At 58.4% G+C, this 22,680-nt stretch carries 27 protein-coding genes; 15 read left to right on the forward strand and 12 right to left on the reverse strand.

Annotated elements, in window-relative coordinates; translation table 11 throughout:
• The first annotated feature begins 11 nt into the window (after positions 1–11).
• From acpS to rnc, 3 genes are read left to right on the forward strand one after another with little or no spacing between them, the layout of a single operon-like run.
• The gene (acpS, locus tag GOX66_RS17390; RefSeq protein WP_170764013.1) at positions 12–431 is read left to right on the forward strand and encodes a holo-ACP synthase; all 420 of its coding nucleotides are present in this window, start codon (positions 12–14) and stop codon (positions 429–431) included.
• A 57-nt stretch (positions 432–488) separates the two neighbouring features.
• Complete coding sequence (gene lepB, locus GOX66_RS17395; protein ID WP_170764014.1) at positions 489–1,328, forward strand: signal peptidase I; 840 nt, start codon at positions 489–491, stop codon at positions 1,326–1,328.
• The gene (gene rnc, locus GOX66_RS17400; protein WP_170764015.1) at positions 1,325–2,005 is read left to right on the forward strand and encodes a ribonuclease III; all 681 of its coding nucleotides are present in this window, start codon (positions 1,325–1,327) and stop codon (positions 2,003–2,005) included. The genes lepB and rnc overlap by 4 nt, the downstream gene beginning before the upstream one ends.
• Positions 2,006–2,065: 60 nt before the next feature.
• Here the strand turns inward: rnc and GOX66_RS17405 are convergent, their stop codons facing one another.
• Entirely contained in the window at positions 2,066–3,442 is a 1,377-nt protein-coding gene (locus GOX66_RS17405) for a multicopper oxidase family protein (RefSeq protein ID WP_170764016.1), read from the reverse strand.
• A gap of 157 nt (positions 3,443–3,599) precedes the next feature.
• On the opposite strand from GOX66_RS17405, the gene era reads away from it, so the two are divergent.
• Positions 3,600–4,508 (forward strand): GTPase Era, encoded by a 909-nt coding sequence (gene era, locus GOX66_RS17410; protein ID WP_170764017.1) that lies wholly within the window; start codon positions 3,600–3,602, stop codon positions 4,506–4,508.
• Positions 4,505–4,834, forward strand: coding sequence for a DUF1491 family protein (locus tag GOX66_RS17415; protein ID WP_170764018.1), 330 nt, complete (start codon positions 4,505–4,507; stop codon positions 4,832–4,834). Before era ends, GOX66_RS17415 begins: the two co-directional genes overlap by 4 nt.
• 2 nt (positions 4,835–4,836) lie before the next feature.
• On the opposite strand, the gene GOX66_RS17420 is transcribed toward GOX66_RS17415, so the two are convergent.
• Positions 4,837–5,142 (reverse strand): hypothetical protein, encoded by a 306-nt coding sequence (locus GOX66_RS17420; RefSeq protein WP_170764019.1) that lies wholly within the window; start codon positions 5,140–5,142, stop codon positions 4,837–4,839.
• 153 nt (positions 5,143–5,295) lie between these two features.
• A complete protein-coding gene (locus GOX66_RS17425; protein WP_170764020.1) occupies positions 5,296–5,712 on the reverse strand; it encodes a hypothetical protein in 417 nt (138 codons plus the stop codon).
• A 115-nt stretch (positions 5,713–5,827) separates the two neighbouring features.
• Between GOX66_RS17425 and recO the strand changes: the two genes are divergently transcribed.
• Positions 5,828–6,553: a DNA repair protein RecO gene (gene recO, locus GOX66_RS17430; RefSeq protein WP_170764021.1), complete on the forward strand. Its 726-nt coding sequence runs from the start codon at positions 5,828–5,830 to the stop codon at positions 6,551–6,553.
• On the opposite strand, the gene GOX66_RS17435 is transcribed toward recO, so the two are convergent.
• The 3 genes from GOX66_RS17435 to GOX66_RS17445 all read right to left on the reverse strand — a co-directional run bounded on the left by GOX66_RS17435 (position 6,537) and on the right by GOX66_RS17445 (position 9,443).
• Positions 6,537–6,929, reverse strand: coding sequence for an META domain-containing protein (locus tag GOX66_RS17435; RefSeq protein WP_170764022.1), 393 nt, complete (start codon positions 6,927–6,929; stop codon positions 6,537–6,539). The two genes, recO and GOX66_RS17435, sit on opposite strands and share 17 nt — an antisense overlap.
• Positions 6,930–6,979: 50 nt before the next feature.
• Complete coding sequence (locus GOX66_RS17440) at positions 6,980–7,534, reverse strand: hypothetical protein (protein WP_170764023.1); 555 nt, start codon at positions 7,532–7,534, stop codon at positions 6,980–6,982.
• 217 nt (positions 7,535–7,751) lie between these two features.
• Positions 7,752–9,443: an acyl-CoA dehydrogenase family protein gene (locus tag GOX66_RS17445; protein ID WP_170764024.1), complete on the reverse strand. Its 1,692-nt coding sequence runs from the start codon at positions 9,441–9,443 to the stop codon at positions 7,752–7,754.
• Positions 9,444–9,587: 144 nt separating this feature from the next.
• Here GOX66_RS17445 and GOX66_RS17450 point away from each other — a divergent pair, with 144 nt between their 5' ends.
• Positions 9,588–10,352, forward strand: coding sequence for a sulfite exporter TauE/SafE family protein (locus GOX66_RS17450; RefSeq protein WP_170764025.1), 765 nt, complete (start codon positions 9,588–9,590; stop codon positions 10,350–10,352).
• On the opposite strand, the gene GOX66_RS17455 is transcribed toward GOX66_RS17450, so the two are convergent.
• The 3 genes from GOX66_RS17455 to GOX66_RS17465 all read right to left on the reverse strand — a co-directional run bounded on the left by GOX66_RS17455 (position 10,349) and on the right by GOX66_RS17465 (position 13,176).
• Complete coding sequence (locus GOX66_RS17455) at positions 10,349–10,891, reverse strand: hypothetical protein (RefSeq protein WP_336509498.1); 543 nt, start codon at positions 10,889–10,891, stop codon at positions 10,349–10,351. The two genes, GOX66_RS17450 and GOX66_RS17455, sit on opposite strands and share 4 nt — an antisense overlap.
• Positions 10,892–10,924: 33 nt before the next feature.
• Complete coding sequence (locus GOX66_RS17460) at positions 10,925–11,215, reverse strand: hypothetical protein (protein WP_170764026.1); 291 nt, start codon at positions 11,213–11,215, stop codon at positions 10,925–10,927.
• Positions 11,216–11,577: 362 nt separating this feature from the next.
• A complete protein-coding gene (locus GOX66_RS17465; RefSeq protein WP_170764027.1) occupies positions 11,578–13,176 on the reverse strand; it encodes a phosphoenolpyruvate carboxykinase in 1,599 nt (532 codons plus the stop codon).
• Positions 13,177–13,524: 348 nt separating this feature from the next.
• On the opposite strand from GOX66_RS17465, the gene GOX66_RS17470 reads away from it, so the two are divergent.
• Genes GOX66_RS17470 through GOX66_RS17500 form a run of 7 tightly spaced genes read left to right on the forward strand, consistent with a single transcriptional unit; the run spans position 13,525 to position 18,948 of the window.
• Entirely contained in the window at positions 13,525–14,229 is a 705-nt protein-coding gene (locus tag GOX66_RS17470; protein ID WP_170764028.1) for a response regulator transcription factor, read from the forward strand.
• Positions 14,230–14,261: 32 nt separating this feature from the next.
• A complete protein-coding gene (locus tag GOX66_RS17475) occupies positions 14,262–15,980 on the forward strand; it encodes an ATP-binding protein (RefSeq protein WP_170764029.1) in 1,719 nt (572 codons plus the stop codon).
• 4 nt (positions 15,981–15,984) lie between these two features.
• Positions 15,985–16,455, forward strand: a complete 471-nt coding sequence (locus tag GOX66_RS17480; RefSeq protein WP_170764030.1) for an HPr kinase/phosphorylase — start codon at positions 15,985–15,987, stop codon at positions 16,453–16,455.
• Positions 16,452–17,333, forward strand: coding sequence for an RNase adapter RapZ (rapZ, locus tag GOX66_RS17485; protein WP_237212655.1), 882 nt, complete (start codon positions 16,452–16,454; stop codon positions 17,331–17,333). Before GOX66_RS17480 ends, rapZ begins: the two co-directional genes overlap by 4 nt.
• Positions 17,330–17,737: a PTS sugar transporter subunit IIA gene (locus GOX66_RS17490; protein WP_170764032.1), complete on the forward strand. Its 408-nt coding sequence runs from the start codon at positions 17,330–17,332 to the stop codon at positions 17,735–17,737. Before rapZ ends, GOX66_RS17490 begins: the two co-directional genes overlap by 4 nt.
• Before the next feature lie 2 nt (positions 17,738–17,739).
• Positions 17,740–18,009 carry an HPr family phosphocarrier protein gene (locus GOX66_RS17495; protein WP_170764033.1) on the forward strand — a complete coding sequence of 90 codons (270 nt, stop codon included), beginning with the start codon at positions 17,740–17,742 and terminating at the stop codon, positions 18,007–18,009.
• A 39-nt stretch (positions 18,010–18,048) separates the two neighbouring features.
• Positions 18,049–18,948 (forward strand): lysophospholipid acyltransferase family protein, encoded by a 900-nt coding sequence (locus GOX66_RS17500; protein WP_170764034.1) that lies wholly within the window; start codon positions 18,049–18,051, stop codon positions 18,946–18,948.
• A 32-nt stretch (positions 18,949–18,980) separates the two neighbouring features.
• Here the strand turns inward: GOX66_RS17500 and GOX66_RS17505 are convergent, their stop codons facing one another.
• On the reverse strand, positions 18,981–19,856 hold the full coding sequence (locus GOX66_RS17505; protein ID WP_170764035.1) for a 3-hydroxybutyryl-CoA dehydrogenase: 876 nt from the start codon (positions 19,854–19,856) through the stop codon (positions 18,981–18,983).
• 162 nt (positions 19,857–20,018) lie between these two features.
• On the opposite strand from GOX66_RS17505, the gene GOX66_RS17510 reads away from it, so the two are divergent.
• Complete coding sequence (locus GOX66_RS17510) at positions 20,019–20,840, forward strand: DUF6473 family protein (protein WP_237212656.1); 822 nt, start codon at positions 20,019–20,021, stop codon at positions 20,838–20,840.
• A 59-nt stretch (positions 20,841–20,899) separates the two neighbouring features.
• Here the strand turns inward: GOX66_RS17510 and GOX66_RS17515 are convergent, their stop codons facing one another.
• Positions 20,900–21,829, reverse strand: a complete 930-nt coding sequence (locus tag GOX66_RS17515; protein ID WP_170764036.1) for an electron transfer flavoprotein subunit alpha/FixB family protein — start codon at positions 21,827–21,829, stop codon at positions 20,900–20,902.
• On the reverse strand, positions 21,829–22,587 hold the full coding sequence (locus GOX66_RS17520) for an electron transfer flavoprotein subunit beta/FixA family protein (protein WP_170764037.1): 759 nt from the start codon (positions 22,585–22,587) through the stop codon (positions 21,829–21,831). Before GOX66_RS17520 ends, GOX66_RS17515 begins: the two co-directional genes overlap by 1 nt.
• Positions 22,588–22,680 lie beyond the last annotated feature (93 nt).

The following is a 22,680-nucleotide window of genomic DNA, read 5'->3' on the forward strand; positions in this document are numbered from 1 at the left end:
GAGCAACTAGTATGATCCTCGGCATCGGCACAGACCTTGCGAATATCGAGCGTATTCAGGGCACCCTCGACAGGTTCGGCGACCGGTTCCGCAACCGTGTCTTCACCGAAACCGAACAACGCAAGGCCGAACGCCGCCACGACACCGCCGGCACCTATGCCAAGCGCTGGGCCGCGAAAGAGGCGTGCTCCAAGGCACTGGGCACCGGGTTGCGTATGGGTATTGCCTGGAAAGACATGGCCGTCACCAATCTGCGCACCGGTCAGCCCGTGATGCATGTCACCGGCTGGGCCGCCGAGCGTCTGAATGAAATGACGCCCGAAGGTCATGAGGCGATCATCCACGTCACTTTGACCGATGATCACCCCTGGGCGCAGGCCTTTGTTGTGATCGAAGCGCGCCCGCTTCACGAAGGCACCGCGCAGCCTTGACTTGCCCCTACCTGACCCGCATGTAGCACCCCAACAACGCAAGGACTGGAGAGCAGTATGGCCGAGGAAGCCAAGACAGGTAACGCCTTTTGGGAGACGGTCAAAACCATCGTTTACGCCCTGCTGATAGCGGGCGTATTCCGCACCCTGTTCTTTCAGCCATTCTGGATTCCGTCCGGTTCGATGAAGCAGACCCTGCTGATCGGGGACTTCCTGTTCGTCAACAAGATGGCCTATGGCTATTCCTACGCCTCATGCCCCAGCCTGATCATCCCCAGCGTCGGCCTGAACATTGATGCTGAGGATGTATGTGGCTGGATGCAGGGGGACGATAACTCGCGTTTGCTGGGTGGTGAGCCGGAACGCGGAGACGTCATCGTGTTTCGCCACCCGGTCACAGGGCGCGATTATATCAAACGCCTGATTGGCCTACCGGGCGACCGCATTCAGATCCGTGAGGGGCAAATTGTTCTGAACGGTACTCCGGTTCCGCAACAGCCTGATGGCGTCTTTACCGAAGTCGCTGCGCCGCAGGGTCCACAACGTCTGCGCCCGCGCTGTGAAAACGGGCCCGTTGGGATCGGAGGTGTCTGCGAAAAGTCTCGCCTGATCGAGACCCTGCCGAACGGTGTTTCCTATGACGTGCTGAACATTGGCAATCAGGCGTCGGACAATACCGGCATCTATACCGTGCCTGAAGGCCACTATTTCTTCATGGGCGACAACCGCGACAATTCCAGCGACAGCCGCCTGCCGCAATCGGCCGGTGGGGTTGGTTACGTGCCTTACGAAAACCTGATCGGCCGCGCGGACCGCATCATGTTCTCCTCCGCGGGACGGTCGATGCTGTTCTTCTGGACGTGGCGTAGCGACCGTTTCTTCAAGGCGGTCAATTGAAGCTTTCGGCCGACATAAAGGCGTTTCAGCAGCGATTGGGGTATGAGTTCTCTAACCCCGAGCTGCTGGTGCGCGCATTGACCCACGGGTCCGTGTCGTCCCCAACCCGGCCCGACAACCAGCGGCTGGAGTTTCTGGGCGACCGCGTTCTGGGCCTCGTCATGGCGACCGCGCTGCTTGAGGCTGACCGTAAGGCTTCCGAAGGTCAGCTTGCTCCGCGCTTCAATGCACTTGTTCGCAAGGAAGCCTGCGCCGATGTCGCTCGCCAGATCGATTTGGGCGCAGTTCTGAAACTGGGGCGGTCCGAGATGCTGTCCGGGGGCCGCCGCAAACAGGCCCTGCTGGGCGACGCGATGGAAGCAGTGATCGCCGCCATCTACCGCGACGCCGGGTTCGAGGCAGCGCGCGACGTGATCCTCGCCCTCTGGGGCGACCGCATCCATACCGTCGAGGCTGACGCGCGCGACGCCAAGACCTCGCTGCAGGAATGGGCGCAGGCGCGGGGGCAAAAGCCGCCCAGCTACGTTGAAATCAAGCGCAGCGGCCCGGACCACGCCCCTGTTTTCACCATCGCGGCCCGCCTTCAGGACGGAACCGAAGCACAGGCCACCGCCGGATCAAAACGTCAGGCCGAGCAGGCGGCGGCAAAGGCTTTGTTGGATCGTCTGCCTAAATAGCCAGGCGAACTCAGCGCCGCGCCTCTTTACTTCGTTTGAACGACTCAGCCGATTCGAGCTTCAAACCACCCGAATAAAACCCGTCAGTCCGGTTTTCTGATGCTCAATTACATGGCAATGAAACGCCCAGTCGCCGGGATTGTCCGCGACCAGAGCTATCTCGACCACTTCGTCCTTGAGCAACAGCATCGTGTCCGTCATCAACGGCGGCAAGGCACGCAGGTTTGATTTCAGCGGTACGAAGGCCAGGCCATGCAGGTGGATCGGATGCAGATTGGGGGATTTATTGCGCAGCCGCAGGACATAGCTTTTGCCCATTTCCAGCGTTGCCAGAGGTCCAACGCCTTGTGCCGCATCACCGGGCCATGGCGTCCGGTTGATCGACCAGAAATTATATCCCAGTGAGCCGCAGAACCCGTTGTTCGGCTCATTGCCTTCGGGAGTCCAGCCAAAGGCAAACTCGTGCAGCTCGGCGCTGGTCAAATCGGGCCTGGCCACCGGGTTCACCGACAATGGGTGTAGCTCCCGCAGATCACGCCCCGCTGACGAACCAGTTGCCCGCAATTGCGCCATGGCCCGATGCGGTTGGCCGGGAAATTTGGCCATCAAATCGACCGTTTGCCCTTCACCTGCGGGCATCGTCACCGCAAAATCCACGCGTTGGCCGGGACCAACCAGTAATGGCTCCTCTGCGTTGGGCATCGGGATATCGAACTCGACTGGGTGGCCGTCCCACGCGATGATCCGCGCCTCGGCACCGTCCAGATGCAGTTTGTAGATGCGGGTGGTGTCGGTATTGACGACCCGCAGCCGCACCAGCCCGCCTGCGGTATGGTCATAGGTCGGTGCGTCCAGCCAGTTGGCCGTCTGCACATTGCCAAACGTCCCGGCCCGCGCCGCCCCACGCGCGGTGTAGGAGGGCAGGAAAACGCTGTCCTCATCCAGCCGGAAGTCACGCAGGTTGACCACCTGTTCGCTGTCGAAGCCGGGGCCTTCGGGTTCGGCTATAACCATCACGCCGGTCAGGCCGTGGGCCATCTGTTCCATCGTCATGCAGTGGGGGTGATACCAATAGGTACCCGCATCTGGCGGAGTGAATTCATAGTCGAACACCTCGCCCTCGCTCATCGGCATCTGGGTCAGGTAGGGCACCCCATCCATGTCGTTCGGAATACGAAGTCCGTGCCAGTGCATTGCGGTGTAATCAGGTAGGGTATTGCGAACCGGCAGGCGCATCACTTCGCCCTGCTTGCCATATAGAACCGGGGGAGGTGCGTCCGGTGTCAGACTGACCATGCCGGTCGTCACCTGTTCACGCAGGGCAAAGCTGGCTGGCTGGATGACCAGTTCCTGAGAACCTGCTGCCAGCCCGAATTTGCCCAATCCCAACGCTCCTGCAGCGGCCCCGCTGCCCAAAAGAAACTCACGGCGTTTCATGTCTGCCTCATTGAAGGATTGATCGCCTGGCTGGGTTCGGCGTGGCGTACCTTGGTTCTGCCAATTCGGACGCATGGCTGCAATGCGACAAAACCCTCTGGCCCGCCACGGCTTTCTGCTATAGGGGTGCGCACTTGCAAACAGGATCGCAGGACACATGACCACACGCGCCGGATTTATCGCTCTGATCGGAGAGCCCAATGCGGGCAAATCCACCCTTCTGAACCGCATGGTTGGGGCCAAGGTCTCGATCGTGACGCATAAGGTGCAGACCACCCGCGCGCGTATTCGCGGCGTGGCGATGGAGGGCGACGCGCAACTGGTGTTTGTCGACACGCCGGGCCTGTTCAAACCCCGCCGCCGTCTGGACCGCGCCATGGTTGCCGCCGCGTGGGGCGGGGCCGCAGATGCGGATGTGGTTGTGTTGATGGTCGAGGCCCATCGCGGCATCACCGAAGGGGTCGAACGCATCCTCGAAGGCTTGGAAGAGATCGGGCAGGGCCGCAAGATCGCGCTGGCTATCAACAAGATCGACAAGGTGCCCTCTGAAGCGCTGTTAGCGCTGACCAGCGACCTGAACGCGCGTTATCCGTTTGCCGAAACCTTCATGATCTCAGCCGAGCGCGGCTATGGCGTCGACGACCTGCGCAAATGGCTGGCTTCGGAATTGCCCGAGGGACCGTGGCTGTACCCCGAAGATCAGATCGCCGATCTGCCGATGCGCATGATCGCAGCCGAGATGACGCGCGAGAAACTGACCCTGCGCCTGCATCAGGAACTGCCCTACCAGCTGACGGTCGAGACCGAGAACTGGGAAGAGCGCAAGGACGGCTCGGCCAAGATAGATCAGGTCATCTATGTCATGCGCGACGGCCACAAGGGCATCGTGCTGGGCAAGCGCGGCGAGACCATCAAAGCCGTCAGCCAGGCGGCACGGGCCGAGCTGGAAGAGTTCCTCGACCGCAAGATCCACCTGTTCCTGCAGGTGAAAGTCCGGCCCAACTGGCTGGAGGAGTCCGAGCGTTACTCGGAAATGGGTCTGGATTTCAAAGACGGCAACGCATGACCCGCCTGACGGCTGACTTTTGGGTCCACGCCTATCTGGCGCGGCTGCGGTTTCAGGACATTCCGGCCTTTGTTGTGACCCATGGCGATGACACCGCAGGCGCAGTGCTGGTCAAACTGAACACGCTTGACGGACACGCGGTGGCGTTTCAACGCAGCTTTGACCTGATGAGCGGTGAGCGCAAATGGGTCGAGCTGTCCTCCGGTCCCGAGGGGGACGTAGACGACGCCATTCAACGCCAGCGCAGCTTTGACCCCGACCTCTGGGTGATTGAGGTGGAGGACCAGCAAGGGCGGCATCTGCTGGGTGAAGAAGGGTTGGACTAGCCCTACCATCCCCCCGTTTTGGCTTTGACGTCATGCCCGACGGCATTGGGCGCACCGTCCGCGAATTCCCGAACTTTGGCCGCAAAGGCCTTAAAATACGGTTGTGACTGTACATGCGCCAGTGTTTCGGCGCTGTCCCACCGGCCCCAGTGAAACCGGGATTTCCCGTCATCGGCGACCGCGACTTGATAGGTGAATTTTCCGGCGGCCTTCGGATCGGCGTCGATGGCCGCGATGAAGGCATCGGTGGTTGTCTGCCAGTCGGCCTCGTCGCCGTCAAAGCTGTAGGTGATGGTGATTCCGCGCATCAAAGCCTCCTGTTTAACTATAATGTTAAGTAGTGGGCTTTGACGGCGTTTTGTCAAGTTGTCGATCTTGCGGTATCTGCCGGAGTGAAGGAGGTTGAAGCCCCCTATACCCTAAGCACGTCGTGCTAGTTTGTGACTGGATACGGTTTCTCATCAAGCAGCGACCTGATCATCGAGACAAGGATTGTCTATCTGAAATGTCGAGATATGGTTATCTATTACGACGAAGGCGATTGAACTGATGCAATTGCCCGCCGTTGTGGCCGTGCCAAATAAGGTCGTTTTGCCACTTCCGATATGGACAGTGTTGAAGGAAACCTCCGTGTACGCCTGCAGTGTTTCGAATTGTGATTTCAACATTTGCAGGGGATAAATCTTCCTCAAATCGTTAGACGTTAGTTCGAAAGCAGCCTCGTAATTTTTGTCACCTGCGAGCAGCAGAAACTCTTTCGCCAGGGCCTTTTCCTGACGGCTGAAAAAATGGATGCCCGCGATAAAGAGGAAAAATATAAGCACAATCGATCCAAGGGCTTTCAACACCCAGCTAAAAATTTTCTTAAATCTTTCCACGGCTGTATTCGTTCTCTAGTTTGATCGTCAGCAGGTTATTCACACGGGTATTTGCGATGCAACCCACACGTGCCGAAACCGCTAAGATCGTTTGAATTGTGTGGAAAGCGCACCCATGGACTGGCGCGATTACGGCATACTCCTGACCTCTCGCCGTCACGGTGAAACGGCAGCTATCATCGAGGTCTTCACCGAAGGCCACGGGCGCCATGCCGGTGTCGTGCGAGGGGGTGCCAGCCGCAAGGTTGCGCCCATCCTGCAGCCCGGTGCGCAGTTGGATGTGCTCTGGCGTGCCCGGCTTGAAGAGCATATCGGGACGTTTCAGGTTGAACCGTTGCGGTCGCGTGCAGCTGCGGCGTTTTCAGGACGGTTGGCGTTGGCCGGGCTGAATGCGGTGGTGGCTCTGCTCTCGTTCTGCCTGCCGGAACGGGAGCCACATCCAAGCATTTACAAACAGACTGAACAACTGATGGACTTGCTTGGGCAGGATGACATCTGGCCTCTGGCCTATCTGCGCTGGGAACTGGCACTTCTCGAGGAATTGGGCTTTGGCCTCGATCTGTCCGCTTGTGCGGTGACGGGTGCGACTGAGGGGTTGGTCTTTGTCTCGCCCAAAACCGGTCGTGCGGTCAGTGCCGAGGGGGCCGGGGAGTGGGCGGACAAGCTTTTGCCTCTGCCGCCCTGTCTGCGCGGTGAAGGGGTTGCGCCGGATACTGAGATCGCAAAGGGCTTGCACACCACCGGTTATTTCCTTGAACATCATCTGGCCCCTTCGCTGGGCAATCATCCCTTGCCCGAGGCACGGGCGCGGTTTGTGGACCAGTTTACTCGACGGCTTTGAACACCATTTCGTGCCCGTCCTCATTGCGCAGGATCAGCACGCCGCCGGACACTTCGGACTGGGTCATGGTCATGAGGGCGGCAAAATAAAACCCTTCAGCCTCCAGCCCCGCACAAGCCGCGCGGGTGGCGGTCAGGTCCTGTATTTCGAACCAGGGATAGGGTGCGTTCAGGGTGCCGCTGTAGCTGTTGCAGGGGGCGTTGCCTTCGATCTTGCCCTCTTCGGGAAAGCGCAGCAGGGCGGTGGCCACATAGGGTTGACCATCAATCTCCTGCAAGGCCCAAGTCTGATCCGCTGCGCCATAGGCGGCGACGGATTCGTCCTTGTCGCATTGGAACAGAGCCACCAAGGGCAGTGTCAGGATCAGGCGCGTCATACCAGTGTCTTAACCCTTTGCAGTTGCCGATGAAACGGGCGGCTTGCTGGTCAGTAGGGATTCTCGCCGCTCAGTAATTCCTCGCGCACTTCCAGACGGGGCCGCCAGTTGTATTTGGTGTCCTCACGCACCGGCGCCCAGAAGAGCGCGCCGCTGTTCCGCCACGGATCAAGGATGATGCCGTCATACATCGAATCCCCCTTGGCACTGATCAATGCCGAATGGTGGATGATCCTGAATGCCGTCGGAGGCGAGGTGGCCCAATGCAGGTCCAGCGTTCGGAAGTTTTCCTGCCGCAGGCGCGTGGTCATCGCCTGGGCCCAGTCATTGCAAAGACCCCGTTCACGAAACCCGTTGGCGACCTTGGCGTTGTGGACGATGGCCGGGCCGGTGACGTCCCATTCCCGCGCCAGCTGCTGCGAATAGGTATAGGAAATTGTGGCGGCCTGCCGGGCCTCAGCCGGATCGACTTGGGGGCTCAGGCTCTGGATAGCCTGTGCCAGATCGTCGATGTCGTTCTGGCTGCCGGTTGGCTGCATAGTCGCGCAGGCACTGAGGACGAAGGCTGCAATTGTTGCCCAAAGTGCAAATATCAATCGGGTCATTTGGTGTGTGCCGGCTGCTCGTGTGGGCTTTGGTTATCGTTAAATGCTCTAACGGGGATACAGGCGAAATCAAAGGGGGAAGTTTCTGTGTCGGCGGATCAGGACTGACCGGAACGCACGCGAACTGGTGATTACCGCGCGTACGAAATCGACCGGCCAAGAAAAAGACCCGGCACAGAGGCCGGGTCAGTTGGGGAAACAGGATTGCCGAAATTGGTCACCCAAGCAGTCGTCGCGCGATGACCTGTGCCTGAATTTCGGCAGCCCCTTCGAATATGTTCAGAATGCGCGCGTCGCACAGGACGCGGCTGATTTTGTACTCCAGAGCAAAGCCGTTGCCGCCATGGATCTGCAAGCCGTTGTCGGCAGCGGCCCAGGCCACACGGGCGCCCAGTAGTTTGGCCATCCCGGCCTCAAGGTCGCAGCGCTGGCCGTGGTCTTTTTCCCAGGCTGAGAAATAAGTCAGCTGACGCGCGATCATGATCTCGACCGCCATCATCGCCAGTTTTCCGGATACCCGGGGGAAGCTGATCAGGGACTTGCCGAATTGCTTCCGCTCCTGCGCATATTGCATGGCGATATCCAGGGCGCTTTGGGCCACACCGATGGCGCGGGCCGCAGTCTGGATGCGGGCGGATTCAAAGGTTTCCATGAGCTGTTTGAAGCCTTTGCCTTCTTCTCCTCCAAGAAGGTTCTCGCCCTTGACCTTGAACCCGTCAAAGCCCAGCTCGTATTCCTTCATGCCGCGATAGCCCAGAACCTCGATCTCGCCACCGGTCATGCCGTGGGTGGGGAAGGGGTTCTCGTCCGTACCCGGCGTTTTTTCCGCCAGGAACATCGACAGGCCACGGTGGTCGGTGGTGTCCGGATTGGTTCGTGCCAGCAATGTCATCACATGAGTGCGGGCCGCGTGGGTGATCCATGTCTTGTTGCCGGTGATCTGGTAGTCGCCGTTCTCATCTTTCACTGCGCGAGCGCGCAGGCTGCCAAGGTCCGACCCGGTATTGGGCTCGGTGAATACGGCGGTCGGCAGAATTTCGGCGCTGGCCAGTTTCGGCAGCCAGTTGGCTTTTTGCTCGTCAGTACCACCTGCGATGATCAGCTCGGCCGCGATTTCGGATCGGGTGCCCAGTGAGCCCACACCGATGTAGCCGCGCGACAATTCCTCGGACACCACACACATCGAAGCTTTGGAGAGGCCGAACCCGCCAAATTCCTCGGGGATGGTAAGGCCGAAGACACCCATTTCGGCCAGTTCCTCGATGATTTCCATCGGGATCAGCTCATCTTTCAGGTGCCACTCATGGGCGTTAGGCTCGACCTTTTCCTGCGCGTAGCGGCGGAATTGGTCGCGGATCATTTCAAGCTCTTCGTCCAGACCTGAGGCGCCAAACATGGTGGCACCAGCCTGATCCTCCATCAGCTCGACCAGACGGCTGCGCGCGGCCTGTGAGTTGGCTTGCGCCATCAGGGTCTGTATCTCCGGGATTTGAAAGCCTGAGAGCGCGTCCCAGCCCAGGCCCATATCCTGCAGGCGCACGACCTCACCCTGATTCATGGGGATGCCGCCTGCGACCTGATGCAGGTATTCGCCAAAGGCGATCTGGTGCAGTAGCTGCTCAACCTCACCGAACTTGCCGTCCGCATCCAGCGCCTCGGCCCAGCGTTGCATTTGCGTCAGCGACTGGTGATAGGTGGCCAGCCAGGACAGGCCATGGGCCGCTGTCTGGTTCGCCTCGATCAATGCGCCGGACACCCGGCCCTCTGCGGTGACCATGCCACGGACCGACTCGCGGGCACGCTCAAACACTGCTTCGACAGCGGGTACGGCCGCACGGGTCAGTGTCAGAAGGTCGGGCAAAATCGCGGATGTTGTCATCTGGGTCATATCCTGTCCGTCGTGGGCCATAATTCCGGTCTCTCCTAAGGTCGTCTGGTCATACCATGCTGCACGTGCAGCGCAACAAAAATACGTATTATGCGGCGAAAAAGTTCAAAAATTGCTTTGACAATTTTGCGGTGCAGCGCGTGCAAGAGGTGATATCAGGGGCCTATGGCATTGTTTTCCATACTGACGCCGCAAGAGTTGATGGTGGCATTGGGCGTCGCCTTTGTGGCGGGCTGGGTTAAGGGTATGGTCGGTTTTGCCATGCCCATGGTTCTGGTGTCAGGTCTGAGTATTTTCCTGCCGCCCAACCTAGCTTTAGCAGGGCTGATTCTGCCCACGCTGGTAACAAACGGTGTTCAGGCCTTGCGTGAAGGCGTTCCAGCGGCTGTGTCTTCGGTCAGGCAGTTCCGCATATTTCTGCTCGTCGGGTTTATGTTTTTGCTTGCGGGGGCTCAGGTGGTCAGCCTTGTGCCCAAGTCGACCTTTCTATTGATGATCGGTCTCCCGGTTACGGTGTTTGCGCTGATTCAGGTACTGGGTGCAAAGTTGACCCTTAATTCTCCGTCCGTACGCGTCGAGGCGGTCATGGGCGCGATTGCGGGTTTTGTCGGCGGGATGTCTGGTATCTGGGGTCCGCCGACCGTCGCCTATCTGACCGCGCTGAACACGCCGAAAGCCGTTCAGATGCGCGTGCAGGGCGTGATCTACGGTCTGGGAGCGGTGGCCCTGATGCTGGCCCATCTGGGGTCGGGAATATTCCGGGCTGAAACCGCTTCGTTTTCTGCTGTTCTGATCGCACCCGCGCTGGCCGGGATGTGGGGCGGGCTGCGTCTGCAGCCCCGAATCGATCAGGCGCTTTTTCGTAAGGTGACGCTGTGGGTTCTGCTGGTTGCCGGGCTGAACCTGCTGCGGCGAGGGCTGATGGGTTAATTGCGATTGTCCACGATCCGAAGTGTGAAATACAGCCCAAGCATCAGAAAAAACAGGCCCGAGATATCGCCGATCAGAAAGGCGATATATTCCACGCCCGCACTGCCGAAGGCCATGTTGGTCAGCCCTGAAACAAGAAAAGAGGTGACAATTCCTACGCCCATGACGCATAGCCAGCAGGGTTTTCGATCTGGTCGCGGAAACAGGTCCCAGCCCGCCCATTTACTCAGGTAAAACACCGCCGGAACTGTTGTGACTGCAATGGTCATGGCCAGCAGACGGTTTGGCAGGAAGACGTCGCTGCCGCCCAGATACGCGAACACAAGAAAGACGCCTGGTAGCAGCGCAAAGATAGCCCGCCACCCAAGTAGCCATGCTGATAGCACGCGCACGCCATGCGGCAGAAACAACAGGCTGGCCCGGCTTGGATATTCAGGAAAGAAAACGTTCTGCAGCGGCATCAGAACCTCAAACGTGAGGAACGATGCGACCACATAAGCCAATGAGGCAAAGAACGTGTCAGAGGCCCATCTGCGCACGATGATCAGCCACCGCTGCGCAGGCCTGGGGCATCACTTGGGGGCATGAACGATATACCGGCCCCGGTTGGCACTGCCGCTCTGCGAAAGATACCCTTTTTGCACCAACGACTTCAGCGCCCGAAAAAATGTTGGGCGCGAGACGCTTTGCACAAGCGTGTGTTCGATCAAACCAAATGTGCGGACTTCCTGATCTGCCTTCGACAATTCTTCGGCGGCGTAATAAATGTCGCGCTCAACCGGAGAAAGCTGTTCCAGACCCAATGTCCGTTCCATGCTTTGCATCAGCTTGCGCAGTTCGGTCAGTTTTGAAATTTCAGTCATGTTCTACCCATCGTTTTGGTGTCAGTTACCCCTGTTCAGAGATGAAACGTGACATACCGATCTGAGTGATTTTCAGTACGTCTCATATTGACACCCATCCCCTTTGGAATACACTAGTTATCTGATTAGGTTGCTCAAATCGTCGATGTGTGAGTCTGCGTGAGCCACCCAAAAGCCTTTTTATTAACGGTCCGGTGTTTCGGCGCCGGGCCATTTTTACGTTAATGTCAAGCTGAGATACCCCAAACCGCTTTTTCGAGCAACGCATTTGTAATAAAACTGCGAATTTAGCAGCTTTTTGGCAATCACGTTGCGGAGTGGTATCCCAATGAAAATGGAGGCGAAAGCGCCTCCATATTTGATTACCCGATTGCGACGGCTTTGATGTCTTCGTCGATAAAGGGCAGGTATTGCTCGAAGTTTTCGGCAAACATCTGCACCAGTTTCTCGGCCTGCTTGTCGAAGGCAGCCTGATCGTCCCAGGTGCGGCGCGGGTCCAGCAGAACTTCGGCTACGCCGGGCACCGATACTGGAACGTCAAAGCCGAAATTTGCGTCCTTGCGGAATTCAGCATCGCGCAGAGAACCTTCCAGCGCAGCGGTCAGCAGCCCGCGGGTGGCGCGGATCGGCATCCGGCTGCCAACGCCATAGGCACCACCGGTCCAGCCGGTGTTGACCAACCAGCAGGTTGCGCCATGCTGGGCGATCTTGTCGCGTAGCAGGTTGCCGTACTCTTCCGGGCGGCGCGGCATGAACGGCGCGCCGAAGCAGGTCGAGAAGGTGGGCTGAGGTTCGGTAACGCCGCGCTCGGTCCCTGCAACTTTGGACGTAAAGCCTGACAGGAAGTGATACATCGCCTGCGCCGGGGTCAGTCGCGCGATCGGAGGCAGCACGCCGAATGCATCGCAGGTCAGCATGATGATGTTTTTCGGATGCCCGCCCAGCGCGCTGCTGGAGGCGTTCGAGATGTATTCCAGCGGGTAGGCGCAACGCATGTTCGCGGTCAGCGAGTCGTCGTCGAAATCCAGTTCCTTGGTCTCGGGATCGAAGACCATGTTCTCGATCACGGTGCCGAACTTGCTGGTGGTCGCGTAGATTTCGGGCTCGGCCTCGGCATTCAAATTGATGGTCTTGGCATAGCAGCCGCCCTCGAAGTTGAAGGTGCCGCGATCCGACCAGCCATGTTCGTCGTCACCGATCAGGGTGCGCGACGGGTCAGCCGACAGGGTGGTCTTGCCAGTGCCGGACAGACCGAAGAACACCGCGGTGTCGACCGGGTTTCCAACGGCGTGGTTGGCCGAGCAGTGCATCGGCATCACGCCTTTTTCGGGCAACATGTAGTTCAGCAGGGTGAACACGGACTTCTTGTTCTCACCCGCATATTCGGTGCCGCCGATCAGGATCAGCTTGCGGTCAAAGTTCAGTGCGATCACCGTCTCGCTGCGGCACCCATGCTTGGCCGGGTCGGCCTGGAAGCTGGGGCAGTTGATGATGGTGAAGTCTGCGGTGAACTCGTCCAGGTCCTCACGATCCGGGCGGCGCAGCAGGTGACGGATGAACAGGTTGTGCCAGGCCAGTTCAGTGACCATGCGCACATTGATGGCATAGGCCGGATCGGCCCCGCCGACGAGATCCTGAACGAAATAGTCGCGGCCCTTCATATGCTCCAGCATATCGTTATAGAGCGCGTCGAACCCTTCGGGGCTCATCTCGGCGTTGTTTTCCCACCAGATCGTGTCTGCGACACTTTTTGTTTTGACAACATGCTTGTCCTTGGGCGAACGACCGGTGAACTTGCCGGTTGTCACCAGAAACGCGCCGCCATTGCCAAGCGTGCCTTCGTTCCGCTTGAGTGCCTCTTCGATCAGCGCCGGTTCCATGAAGTTGTAATAGACATTTCCCAGACCCTCGATGCCCTGATCTTCGAGGCGGAATTGCGGGTTAACCCGTCCAGATGTCATGTGTGTCTTCTCCTGTGACGGCGCTGCGGCGGTCGGAGCCACGTGCGCTCTTGGGGCAGTATACCGGGGATAACCGGCGGTTGGGCGGGTCTTATCATGGTCGTTCAGGGCATGAACAGGACGGTTTGGCGCAGTTAGCGCAACCAAGTCCAAGTTTAGCGCCACCAAGGATTTTCTGCCGAATTACAGGGCACTTTTCCGTGCCCATTAACGGCTTTTTTGCCGCAGCTGTGTGACAACAATCGCACGATTCGCAGATACGGATTGATTCGCCGCCATAAAAACGCCAAAAATGCCCTACTAAAAAGCGAAATATTGCGTGAGTGAGCAGGAATAGGGGTTAACCCGATGTCAAAGATTGCACTGGTGGATGACGACAGAAACATTCTGACGTCTGTGTCCATGACGCTCGAAGCCGAAGGATTCGAGGTCGAAACTTACAACGATGGGCAGGCTGCCCTGGATGCATTCAACAAAAAATTGCCGGATATGGCCGTGCTGGATATCAAGATGCCACGCATGGACGGAATGGACCTGTTGCAAAGGCTGCGGCAGAAAACCCAGATGCCGGTGATCTTTCTGACGTCGAAAGACGATGAGATTGACGAGGTTCTGGGGCTGCGCATGGGCGCGGACGACTATGTCAAAAAGCCTTTCTCTCAACGTTTGCTGGTGGAGCGTATCCGAGCGTTGCTGCGCCGTCAGGAGGCGACTTCCGGCGATGTAACAAGCCCCAATACCGGCGACACCAAAGTGATGGAGCGTGGCGACCTGCGGATGGACCCTCTGCGCCATGCGGTCAGTTGGAGGGGCACGGACGTGTCTCTGACAGTGACCGAGTTTCTGTTGCTGCAGGCGCTGGCGCAGCGTCCGGGCTTTGTCAAAAGCCGGGATCAGTTGATGGATGTCGCTTATGATGATCAGGTTTATGTAGACGACCGCACCATCGACAGCCACATCAAGCGTCTGCGCAAGAAGATGCGCGCGGCAGACCCTGAGTTTTCTGCCATCGAAACACTGTACGGCATCGGATACAGGTATAACGAAGAATAAGCGTGACCGCATTGAAGGGGTGACCGCGTCTCGTGCGTGATACAGAACAAGCCAGCGAATTGCGGGACGGTGATGTCGTTCTGGGGGATGATTGGGTCATCCCGCAGGATCCCGAGTCGGCCGAGCTCCGGGCGTCGCGCCGACGCCGCAATCTTTTCTCGCTGCGCGGCTCACCCCTTGCTCGAAAAATCATCACTTTCAACCTGATAGCTCTTGTGATCCTGGTCACAGGGTTGCTGTATCTCGACGACTCCCGCAAGGAACGGGTCCAGCAGACGGCGCGCAATTTGGTTGGGAACGTGCAGCTGGTCAGCAACGTGTTTGAAACCCAGTTGCGCCAGGACACGTCCGGGTCGGCTCAGGATGATGGGCTGCCAGACGTCGGGGATACGCTTGCGGGCCTCAGCCTTCCCGACGGGGGTGAGGTTTTTGTCTATGATTCAAGTGGAACGCTGATCGGCTGGACGCGCGGGGCATCGACCTCTTCGCAGATACACGCGCTGTTTAGGTCGGAAGCCGAGGTTCAGACCGGAAGCACTTTGATCAGTGATGCGCTGAACGCTGTTTGGACCGGGCTGTCTACTGTGTTCACGCGTGCGGACCCTGATGAAGCCCCGACGCTCGCGCAGCGCGTTCAGGAAATCATACCGCATGCGTTGCAGGGGCAGATGCAGGTTCAGGCTGTCAAAGACGATGCGGGGCAGACTGTAATCGTCGCGGCAGCTTCGATCCTGCAGGATGGAGTACCGGTCGGCGCGGTTGCAATGGCTGGCCCGGCCGGTGAAATCGACGCACTGGCCCGGCAAGAGCAGGAGCGTATCCTGCAAATGTTTGTGGTCGCCTTGCTGGTGTCCATTGGTCTGAGCCTTGTGCTGGCTTCGACCATAGCCAACCCTCTGGCCGATCTGGCCGCCGCTGCTGAGATGGGTAAGGATCGGGGCGCCGGTGTCAATCCGGGCCGTATCCGTATCCCCGACCTCAGTGCCCGTCCGGATGAAATCGGACGTCTGAGCCGCGCTTTGCGAGGGATGGTGACCGCGCTTTACAACCGCATCGACGCGAATGAACAGTTTGCCGCTGACGTTGCACATGAGATCAAGAACCCTTTGGCCAGCCTGCAATCTGCCGTGGGTACTCTGCGGATGGTCAAGCGTGAGGATCAGCGCGACAAACTGTTGGGTGTGATAGAGCATGACGTGCGCCGACTGGATCGTCTGGTAAGCGATATCTCTAACGCGTCCCGCCTGGACGCCGAATTGGTCAAGGAAGAAGAGCAGCCCTTCGATCTGTTGAAACTGCTGGGTAATTTGGGCCAGTATCTTGGCGAAGAAGCCCGCGCCAAGGGTATCGATTACATCACCGATCTGCCCCCCCAGCCGATTGTCATAAACGGGCTGGAGGCCCGTCTGGCGCAGGTCTTCGTCAACTTGATCACCAACGCAATTTCATTTTGCGAGGAAAGTGACGCAATTCGTGTTTGGGTGCGGCGACGGGAAAACCGTGTTCTTGTCGTGGTCGAGGATACGGGCCCAGGTATCCCGGAACAGGCCTTGACCAAGGTGTTCTCGCGGTTCTATTCGGAACGCCCGCCCGAGCATTTCGGAAACAATTCCGGCCTTGGATTGGCGATTTCCAAACAAATTGTTGAGGCCCATGGCGGCGTGATCTGGGCCGAGAATATCCGCCCGACCGAGGCAGATATCACTTCGGACCCGCAGGGCGCGCGCTTTGTAGTGGGGCTGCCCGTTTAAGCTCATGGGTGGTCAGACGCTCTCAGACATTCAACATCAGGACGCTGCCATTATCCACGCCACATGTGTGGGCGTTGACGGGCGTTCGGCATTGATTGTTGGTCGATCAGGGACAGGAAAGTCAACGCTGGCCTTGCAGATGATGGCGCTGGGGGCAGTTTTGATTGCAGACGACAGAGTGGCGTTGCGCATGGTTGAAAAATTGGCGCTTGCCGATGCCGCTCCGAATATCAGTGGGTTGATCGAGGCGCGCGGCATTGGACTTTTGCGCGCAGAGCCTGCGGGGCCTGTGCCGGTCAACTATGTGGTTGACCTCGATCAGACCGAACAGGCGCGTCTGCCGGATCCGATCACGACTCTGGTGCTGAGGCAAACTGTTCCCTTGCTTCGGGCGTCAGGTGTCCCCAATTTGGCGGCAGCCCTTATGCAACTTCTGAAAATGGGACGCGTGGACCCGGAATGGCCCAGCACATGACAACGCAACGACGCATCGTTCTGGTGACCGGCCCCTCGGGGGCAGGGCGTTCCACAGCGATCCGGGTTCTCGAAGATCTGGGGTTTGAAGCCATAGACAACCTGCCGATGGGTCTTTTGATGCGTTTGCTTGAAGGCCCGCAAAGCGATCGCCCAATGGCGTTGGGTATCGACGCGCGCAACCGCGACTTCTCGACAAACGGTTTTATTGAACTGGCAGTCAGGTTGCGACGCATGGAGCAGGTCGATCTGACAATGCTTTATCTCGATTGCAGTGACGAAATGCTGCTGAGACGGTTCTCGGAAACCCGCAGGCGGCACCCGGTTGCGGCTGATGCCAGTCCCGAAACCGGCGTGCGGCAGGAAAAGGAACTGTTGGCCCCGATACGTGAGATCGCCGACACGCTGATCGACACCAGCCCGCTGAACGTCCATCAGTTGCGAGAGGAGGTCGAGCGCTGGTTTGCGCCCAAGGGAGAGAGGCATCTGGCCGTGTCTATCCAATCGTTTTCGTATAAGCGTGGCCTTCCACGCGGGTTGGATATGGTGTTTGACTGCCGGTTTCTGGTCAACCCCTACTGGCGTCCGGAATTGCGGGCAGAAGATGGTCGAAACCCGGATGTGGCGACCTATGTTCAGTCGGATAGAAATTACACGCCGTTTTTCGACCGGGTGGTTGATCTGCTGAACCTGTTGCTGCCGGCCTTCCGGGCAGAAGGCAAAGCGCACCTGTCCGTGGCCTTTGGCTGCACAGGAGGGCAACACAGATCAGTGGCCATGGCCGAGGCGGTTGCAAAGGCCCTTGCAGAAGGGGGGCAGCAAGTGGCAATTAGGCACCGCGAAATAGAACGTCGATCGTTGAATGTGAGGCCGGATTGATCGGGATTGTACTCGTTGCACATGGGGGACTGGCTCAGGAGTATCTGGCCGCGATGCAGCATGTGGTCGGAAAGCAGCCTGGCCTGGCTGCGATCTCGATCGAGGCCGACCATGATCGCGACGCGAAACAGGCTGAAATCTGCGCGGCTGCAGACAATGTAGATGTCGGGGACGGTGTCGTCGTTGTAACGGATCTTTTCGGCGGCAGCCCGTCGAATCTGAGCCTGCGTGCCTGCGCGCCGCAGGACCGCCGTATCCTTTACGGCGCAAATCTACCCATGCTTATAAAACTGGCCAAATCTCGCCACCTGCCGATTGGAGATGCGGTTCGGCAGGCGATGGAGGCTGGACGCAAGTATATCAATGCGCGAAATGTGACGTTGGAAGAAGATCGGACTGACTAAGAATGACCATCCGGAGCTTGAAAATCGTTAACGAAAAAGGTCTTCATGCCCGTGCCTCGGCGAAGCTGGTCGAGGTGGTCGAGGGTTTTGACGCACAGGCAGAGGTGTCCAAAGACGGACTTTCTGCGTCGGGGGACAGTATCATGGGTCTTTTGATGTTGGCAGCCTCTCGCGGAACGACTATTGACGTCGAGACGTCCGGACCGGATGCTGAGGCGTTGGCTGATGCTTTGGAAACCCTGGTGAACGACAAGTTCGGGGAAGGGTACTGATTCAATCGGTCGCGATACGAAGAACGGGAAGACCAGGAATTGGCGGAAACGACGCACGAGACCAAGACAGGCCCGGTGGTTGATGGGACAGCGGATCAGGGCGAAATCTACGATCGTAGAACCCTGACATACGCCAATTCGTTCGACGATGTGTGGACATCTACGGCTATTCGCGCCATCGAATGGTGTACGGGTAAGCTGACTATTCTACGCATGGTCAACAAGTTCGAGAAAAAGAACGAATACTATCGCGGCCAACGGTTTTGGGGCGGTGCTCTCGAAGTGATGGGCATAGATCTGACCACGCCGCAGGAGCAGATCGCACGCATCCCGAAAGAGGGTCCCGTGGTTGTCGTGGCGAACCATCCGCATGGTATGGTCGATGGCATGATTCTGGCTGAGCTGATCGGGCAAGTGCGCAGCGATTACCGGATCCTGACCCGCTCGGTTCTGACAGGGTTGGACGAGGCCGCGACTTCTTTCATGATTCCGGTTCCGTTCCCGCATGATCCAGAAGCCCAGACCAAAATGCTGGAGATGCGCGGCAAAGCAATGGACCATCTCAAGGCCGGCGGTGTCGTAGCCTTGTTCCCATCGGGCGTCGTCATGTCCTCGGACGATTGGTTCGGCCCGGCACTGGAACGCGAATGGAATGTGTTCACAGCGAAGATGATCCGACGCTCGGGTGCCCGCGTTGTGCCGATTTTCTTTCCGGGCAGAAACTCGCGCGCGTATCAGATTGCCAACAAATTGTCTGCGATCCTGCGGCAGGGTCTGCTGCTGCACGAGATCGTCCGTTCGTGCAACAAACCGCAGTCACCTGTGATCGGTGAGCCTATTTCGGACGAGGACATGCAATTGCTTGAACGCGACCCTCGGGGGTTCATGGCCTGGCTCAGAAAGCACACGATGGCATTGGGCCATTCGCTTAAACCCTGATCGGCGTCTTCATCCAGGCTCTTTTTCCTAAGCTACCGCGTAGGAACTGGAACTTCGCCGCGATAATCATAAAACCCGCGCTCGGTCTTGCGGCCCAGCCACCCGGCTTCGACATATTTGGTCAGCAGGGGGCAGGGGCGGTATTTCGTGTCCGCCAATCCTTCGTGCAACACGTTCATGATCGCCAGACACGTGTCCAATCCGATGAAATCTGCCAGCTCCAATGGCCCCATCGGATGGTTCGCACCCAGCTTCATTGACTGATCGATGGACTGCACACTGCCCACGCCTTCGTACAGGGTGTAGACCGCCTCGTTGATCATCGGCATCAGGATGCGGTTTACGATAAAGGCGGGGAAATCCTCTGCGCTGGCGGCGGTTTTGCCCAGGCGATCGACCACGGCTTTACAGGTTTTGAAGGTTTCTTCGTCCGTGGCGATGCCTCGGATCAGTTCTACCAGCTGCATCACCGGAACAGGGTTCATGAAGTGAAAGCCCATAAAGCGCTCTGGCCGGTCCGTGCGGCTGGCCAACCGTGTGATCGAGATGGATGAGGTATTAGAGGTCAGGATCGTATGGGGTTGCAAATGCGGCTGCAGGTCTTCGAAAATCGCCTGTTTGATCGCTTCGCGTTCTGTGGCGGCCTCGATCACCAAATCCGTTTGCCCCAGTTCCGGCAACTCAAGCGTCGTTGTGATCCGCTTCAACGCGACCTGCATCTCCTCATCGGTAATTTTCCCGCGCGACGCCTGACGAGTCATATTGCCTTCGATCGTCGCCATGGCGCTGTTCAATGCGTCCTGGTTCACATCGTTTAGCAAAACGTCATACTCCGCCAAGGCCAAGACGTGGGCGATACCATTGCCCATCTGGCCTGCGCCAATCACTCCGATTGATTTTACGTCCATGTTCTGATGCCTCTGTGCCACAGGATACGGCGACAGTATCGACAGATTGATGCAGGCGGCAAGGGGATCCGACCGTTAGAATTTGCTTCAAATGCGCACATTAGGATTTTCTCAAGGCCTGCGGCTGCAAGATGGCAATCGGGTGAAAAATGGGTGAGTGTTATGAGCTATCATCAAACAGGCTCGGGGCAGGCCGAGCATGCCGTTTGCCAATACGGTGGATCGCGTCTCTGGTTTCGAGGGCCAGAGCGGTCGCTGGACACGTCATATATGGTTTGTACCGGCGGGGATGAAACTTTTGGACGATTTGTGGACAGACCTTTCGCGGCGATTCTCGAAGAGAAGCTGGATCGGCGCTGCCTGAACCTGGGCAGCTTGTTTTGCGGTGTTGATGCGTTATGCAGCGACAAGGGGCTGTTCGATCTGCTGAACGGGTCCGAACTGTGCATCCTGCAGGCACCAAGCCTTCTGGGTCAGTCGAATCACTTTTATCGCGTTCATTCTCGGCGCAACGACAGGGTTTTGGCTCCGACTGAGGCTCTGATTGACCTCTACCCTGAGGTCGACTTCACGGATGTCCATTTCGTGTGCCACTTGATGGCGCGCCTTCAGGAGCACTCGGACGCACGTGTCGAAGTAGTGGTCGAAGAACTGCGTAGAAACTGGGTTAGGCAGATCAGTGGTTTGTTGCGCAAGGTTGAAACACCGGTCATTCTATTATGCCTCCAAATCCTGCGGCAGACAGACGGTGGGAAACAGAGTGAAGCAGCCGCATTCACGGTCACGGATAAAATGTTCGAAGCCATACGTCCCCTCAGTGCAGGTAGTGTTGAGGTTTCAGCCCATGTTTCCGGGCAGTCCGATGAGCTGGAAGACATGTTATTCGGAACACTTCAACAACCGATGGCGGAGCACATGATTGGTCCTGCGGCGCACAGGGCGATTGCGGATGCGCTTTTACCTGCCATTCGTGATCTGACCTGAAAAAGGCCCGCCGAATGGCGGGCCTTTTCAATTTACGTCAAAAAATCATGATCTTACGATCAGCCCAGTTTCTCGGTCAGTTCCGGCACTGCGTTGAACAAGTCCGCAACCAGACCGAAATCCGCAACCTGGAAGATCGGTGCTTCTTCGTCCTTGTTGATCGCCACGATGACTTTCGAGTCCTTCATACCCGCCAGGTGCTGGATCGCACCCGAGATGCCGACGGCGACGTACAGGTCTGGGGCGACGACTTTACCGGTCTGGCCCACCTGCCAGTCGTTCGGCGCATAGCCCGAGTCAACGGCGGCGCGCGAGGCACCAACAGCCGCGCCCAGCTTGTCGGCCAGACCCTCGATCAGTTTGAAGTCTTCTTCCGAGCCGACACCGCGGCCGCCCGAGACAACCACGCCCGCCGAGGTCAGTTCCGGACGGTCACTCTCGGCCACCTTGTCCTCGACCCACGACGACAGACTCGGGTTGTCGCCGACCGAGATGGTCTCGACCGGGGCCGAGCCGCCTTCGCCCGCCGCGTCAAAGCTGGCGGTCCGCAGGGTGACAACCTTCTTGGCGTCGTTCGATTTCACGGTTTGAATAGCGTTGCCCGCGTAGATCGGACGCTCGAAGGTCGAGCCGTCGACCACGCCGGAGGCATCCGAGATCACCATCACGTCCAGCAGCGCCGCAACGCGCGGCATCACGTTCTTGGCGTCGGTGGTCGCAGGGGCAACGATGTGCTCGTAGCCCTCAGCCAGCCCCACGATCAGCGCCGCGGTCGATTCCGCCAGGCGGTGACCCAGCGAGGCGTCCTCGGCGACCAGAACCTTGGACACGCCGTCGATCTTGGCGGCGGCTTCACCGGCAGCAGCGGCAGAACCACCCGCGGCCAGAATGGTGATGTCACCCAGTGCCTTGGCGGCGTTGACGGCTTTGGCGGTGGCGTCCAGCGACAGCTCACCATTGTTGACTTCGGCGAGAAGAAGAACAGCCATTACACAGCCCCCGCTTCTTTGAGTTTCGAAACCAGTTCGTCGACCGAGCCCACGATGATGCCTGCGGCGCGTGCCGGCGGCTCTTCGGTTTTGACGACTTCCAGACGCGGGGTGACGTCGACGCCGTAATCGGCGGCGGTCTTCTCATCCAGCGGCTTTTTCTTCGCCTTCATGATGTTGGGCAGCGATGCATAACGCGGCTCGTTCAGGCGCAGGTCGACGGTGACGATGGTGGGCATCTTGACGCTGATGGTTTGCAGGCCGCCATCCACCTCGCGGGTGATCTTGGCGCTGTCGCCTTCGATGTCCAGTTCGGACGCGAAGGTGCCTTGCGACCAACCCAGCAGGGCCGACAGCATCTGACCGGTGGCGTTCATGTCGTTGTCGATCGCCTGCTTGCCCGCCAGTACGATGCCCGGCTGCTCTTCCTCGACCACCTTGGCCAGGATCTTGGCAACCGCCAGCGGTTCAATATCGGTGTGCACGTCATCAGCGGCGACCACCAGAATTGCCCGGTCGGCACCCATGGCCAGCGCAGTGCGCAACGTTTCCTGCGACTGCTTGACACCGATCGATACGGCAACAACCTCTGTCGCTTTACCGGCCTCTTTCAGTCGGATCGCCTCTTCCACCGCAATCTCGTCGAACGGGTTCATCGACATTTTGACATTGGCGAGATCAACTCCGCTCCCGTCCGCTTTGACGCGAACCTTCACGTTATAGTCAATCACGCGTTTGACAGGCACCAGGACCTTCATTATGCGCTTGCTCCTTACAATAACGGTAAGCCGCGTAGCGACTCCACCAATGCTCTCGAGGGTCTGAATAGCGTCTCAATTCGCGCGACAACA

Source organism: Ruegeria lacuscaerulensis (assembly GCF_013031245.1).
Lineage (GTDB): Bacteria > Pseudomonadota > Alphaproteobacteria > Rhodobacterales > Rhodobacteraceae > Ruegeria > Ruegeria lacuscaerulensis_C.

Bases quoted from the DNA above. Each gene is read 5' to 3' on its own strand.
- GOX66_RS17480 (WP_170764030.1), top strand. From the start codon at position 15,985: ATGGGTGGTCAGACGCTCTCAGACATTCAACATCAGGACGCTGCCATT.
- GOX66_RS17445 (WP_170764024.1), bottom strand. From the start codon at position 9,443: ATGGCCCACGACGGACAGGATATGACCCAGATGACAACATCCGCGATT.
- GOX66_RS17495 (WP_170764033.1), top strand. From the start codon at position 17,740: ATGACCATCCGGAGCTTGAAAATCGTTAACGAAAAAGGTCTTCATGCC.
- GOX66_RS17420 (WP_170764019.1), bottom strand. From the start codon at position 5,142: ATGCGCGGAATCACCATCACCTACAGCTTTGACGGCGACGAGGCCGAC.
- rapZ (WP_237212655.1), top strand. From the start codon at position 16,452: ATGACAACGCAACGACGCATCGTTCTGGTGACCGGCCCCTCGGGGGCA.
- acpS (WP_170764013.1), top strand. From the start codon at position 12: ATGATCCTCGGCATCGGCACAGACCTTGCGAATATCGAGCGTATTCAG.
- GOX66_RS17470 (WP_170764028.1), top strand. From the start codon at position 13,525: ATGTCAAAGATTGCACTGGTGGATGACGACAGAAACATTCTGACGTCT.
- GOX66_RS17450 (WP_170764025.1), top strand. From the start codon at position 9,588: ATGGCATTGTTTTCCATACTGACGCCGCAAGAGTTGATGGTGGCATTG.
- GOX66_RS17440 (WP_170764023.1), bottom strand. From the start codon at position 7,534: ATGACCCGATTGATATTTGCACTTTGGGCAACAATTGCAGCCTTCGTC.
- GOX66_RS17465 (WP_170764027.1), bottom strand. From the start codon at position 13,176: ATGACATCTGGACGGGTTAACCCGCAATTCCGCCTCGAAGATCAGGGC.
- GOX66_RS17435 (WP_170764022.1), bottom strand. From the start codon at position 6,929: ATGACGCGCCTGATCCTGACACTGCCCTTGGTGGCTCTGTTCCAATGC.
- GOX66_RS17510 (WP_237212656.1), top strand. From the start codon at position 20,019: ATGAGCTATCATCAAACAGGCTCGGGGCAGGCCGAGCATGCCGTTTGC.
- GOX66_RS17405 (WP_170764016.1), bottom strand. From the start codon at position 3,442: ATGAAACGCCGTGAGTTTCTTTTGGGCAGCGGGGCCGCTGCAGGAGCG.
- GOX66_RS17520 (WP_170764037.1), bottom strand. From the start codon at position 22,587: ATGAAGGTCCTGGTGCCTGTCAAACGCGTGATTGACTATAACGTGAAG.
- GOX66_RS17515 (WP_170764036.1), bottom strand. From the start codon at position 21,829: ATGGCTGTTCTTCTTCTCGCCGAAGTCAACAATGGTGAGCTGTCGCTG.
- GOX66_RS17415 (WP_170764018.1), top strand. From the start codon at position 4,505: ATGACCCGCCTGACGGCTGACTTTTGGGTCCACGCCTATCTGGCGCGG.
- lepB (WP_170764014.1), top strand. From the start codon at position 489: ATGGCCGAGGAAGCCAAGACAGGTAACGCCTTTTGGGAGACGGTCAAA.
- GOX66_RS17505 (WP_170764035.1), bottom strand. From the start codon at position 19,856: ATGGACGTAAAATCAATCGGAGTGATTGGCGCAGGCCAGATGGGCAAT.
- recO (WP_170764021.1), top strand. From the start codon at position 5,828: ATGGACTGGCGCGATTACGGCATACTCCTGACCTCTCGCCGTCACGGT.
- era (WP_170764017.1), top strand. From the start codon at position 3,600: ATGACCACACGCGCCGGATTTATCGCTCTGATCGGAGAGCCCAATGCG.
- GOX66_RS17460 (WP_170764026.1), bottom strand. From the start codon at position 11,215: ATGACTGAAATTTCAAAACTGACCGAACTGCGCAAGCTGATGCAAAGC.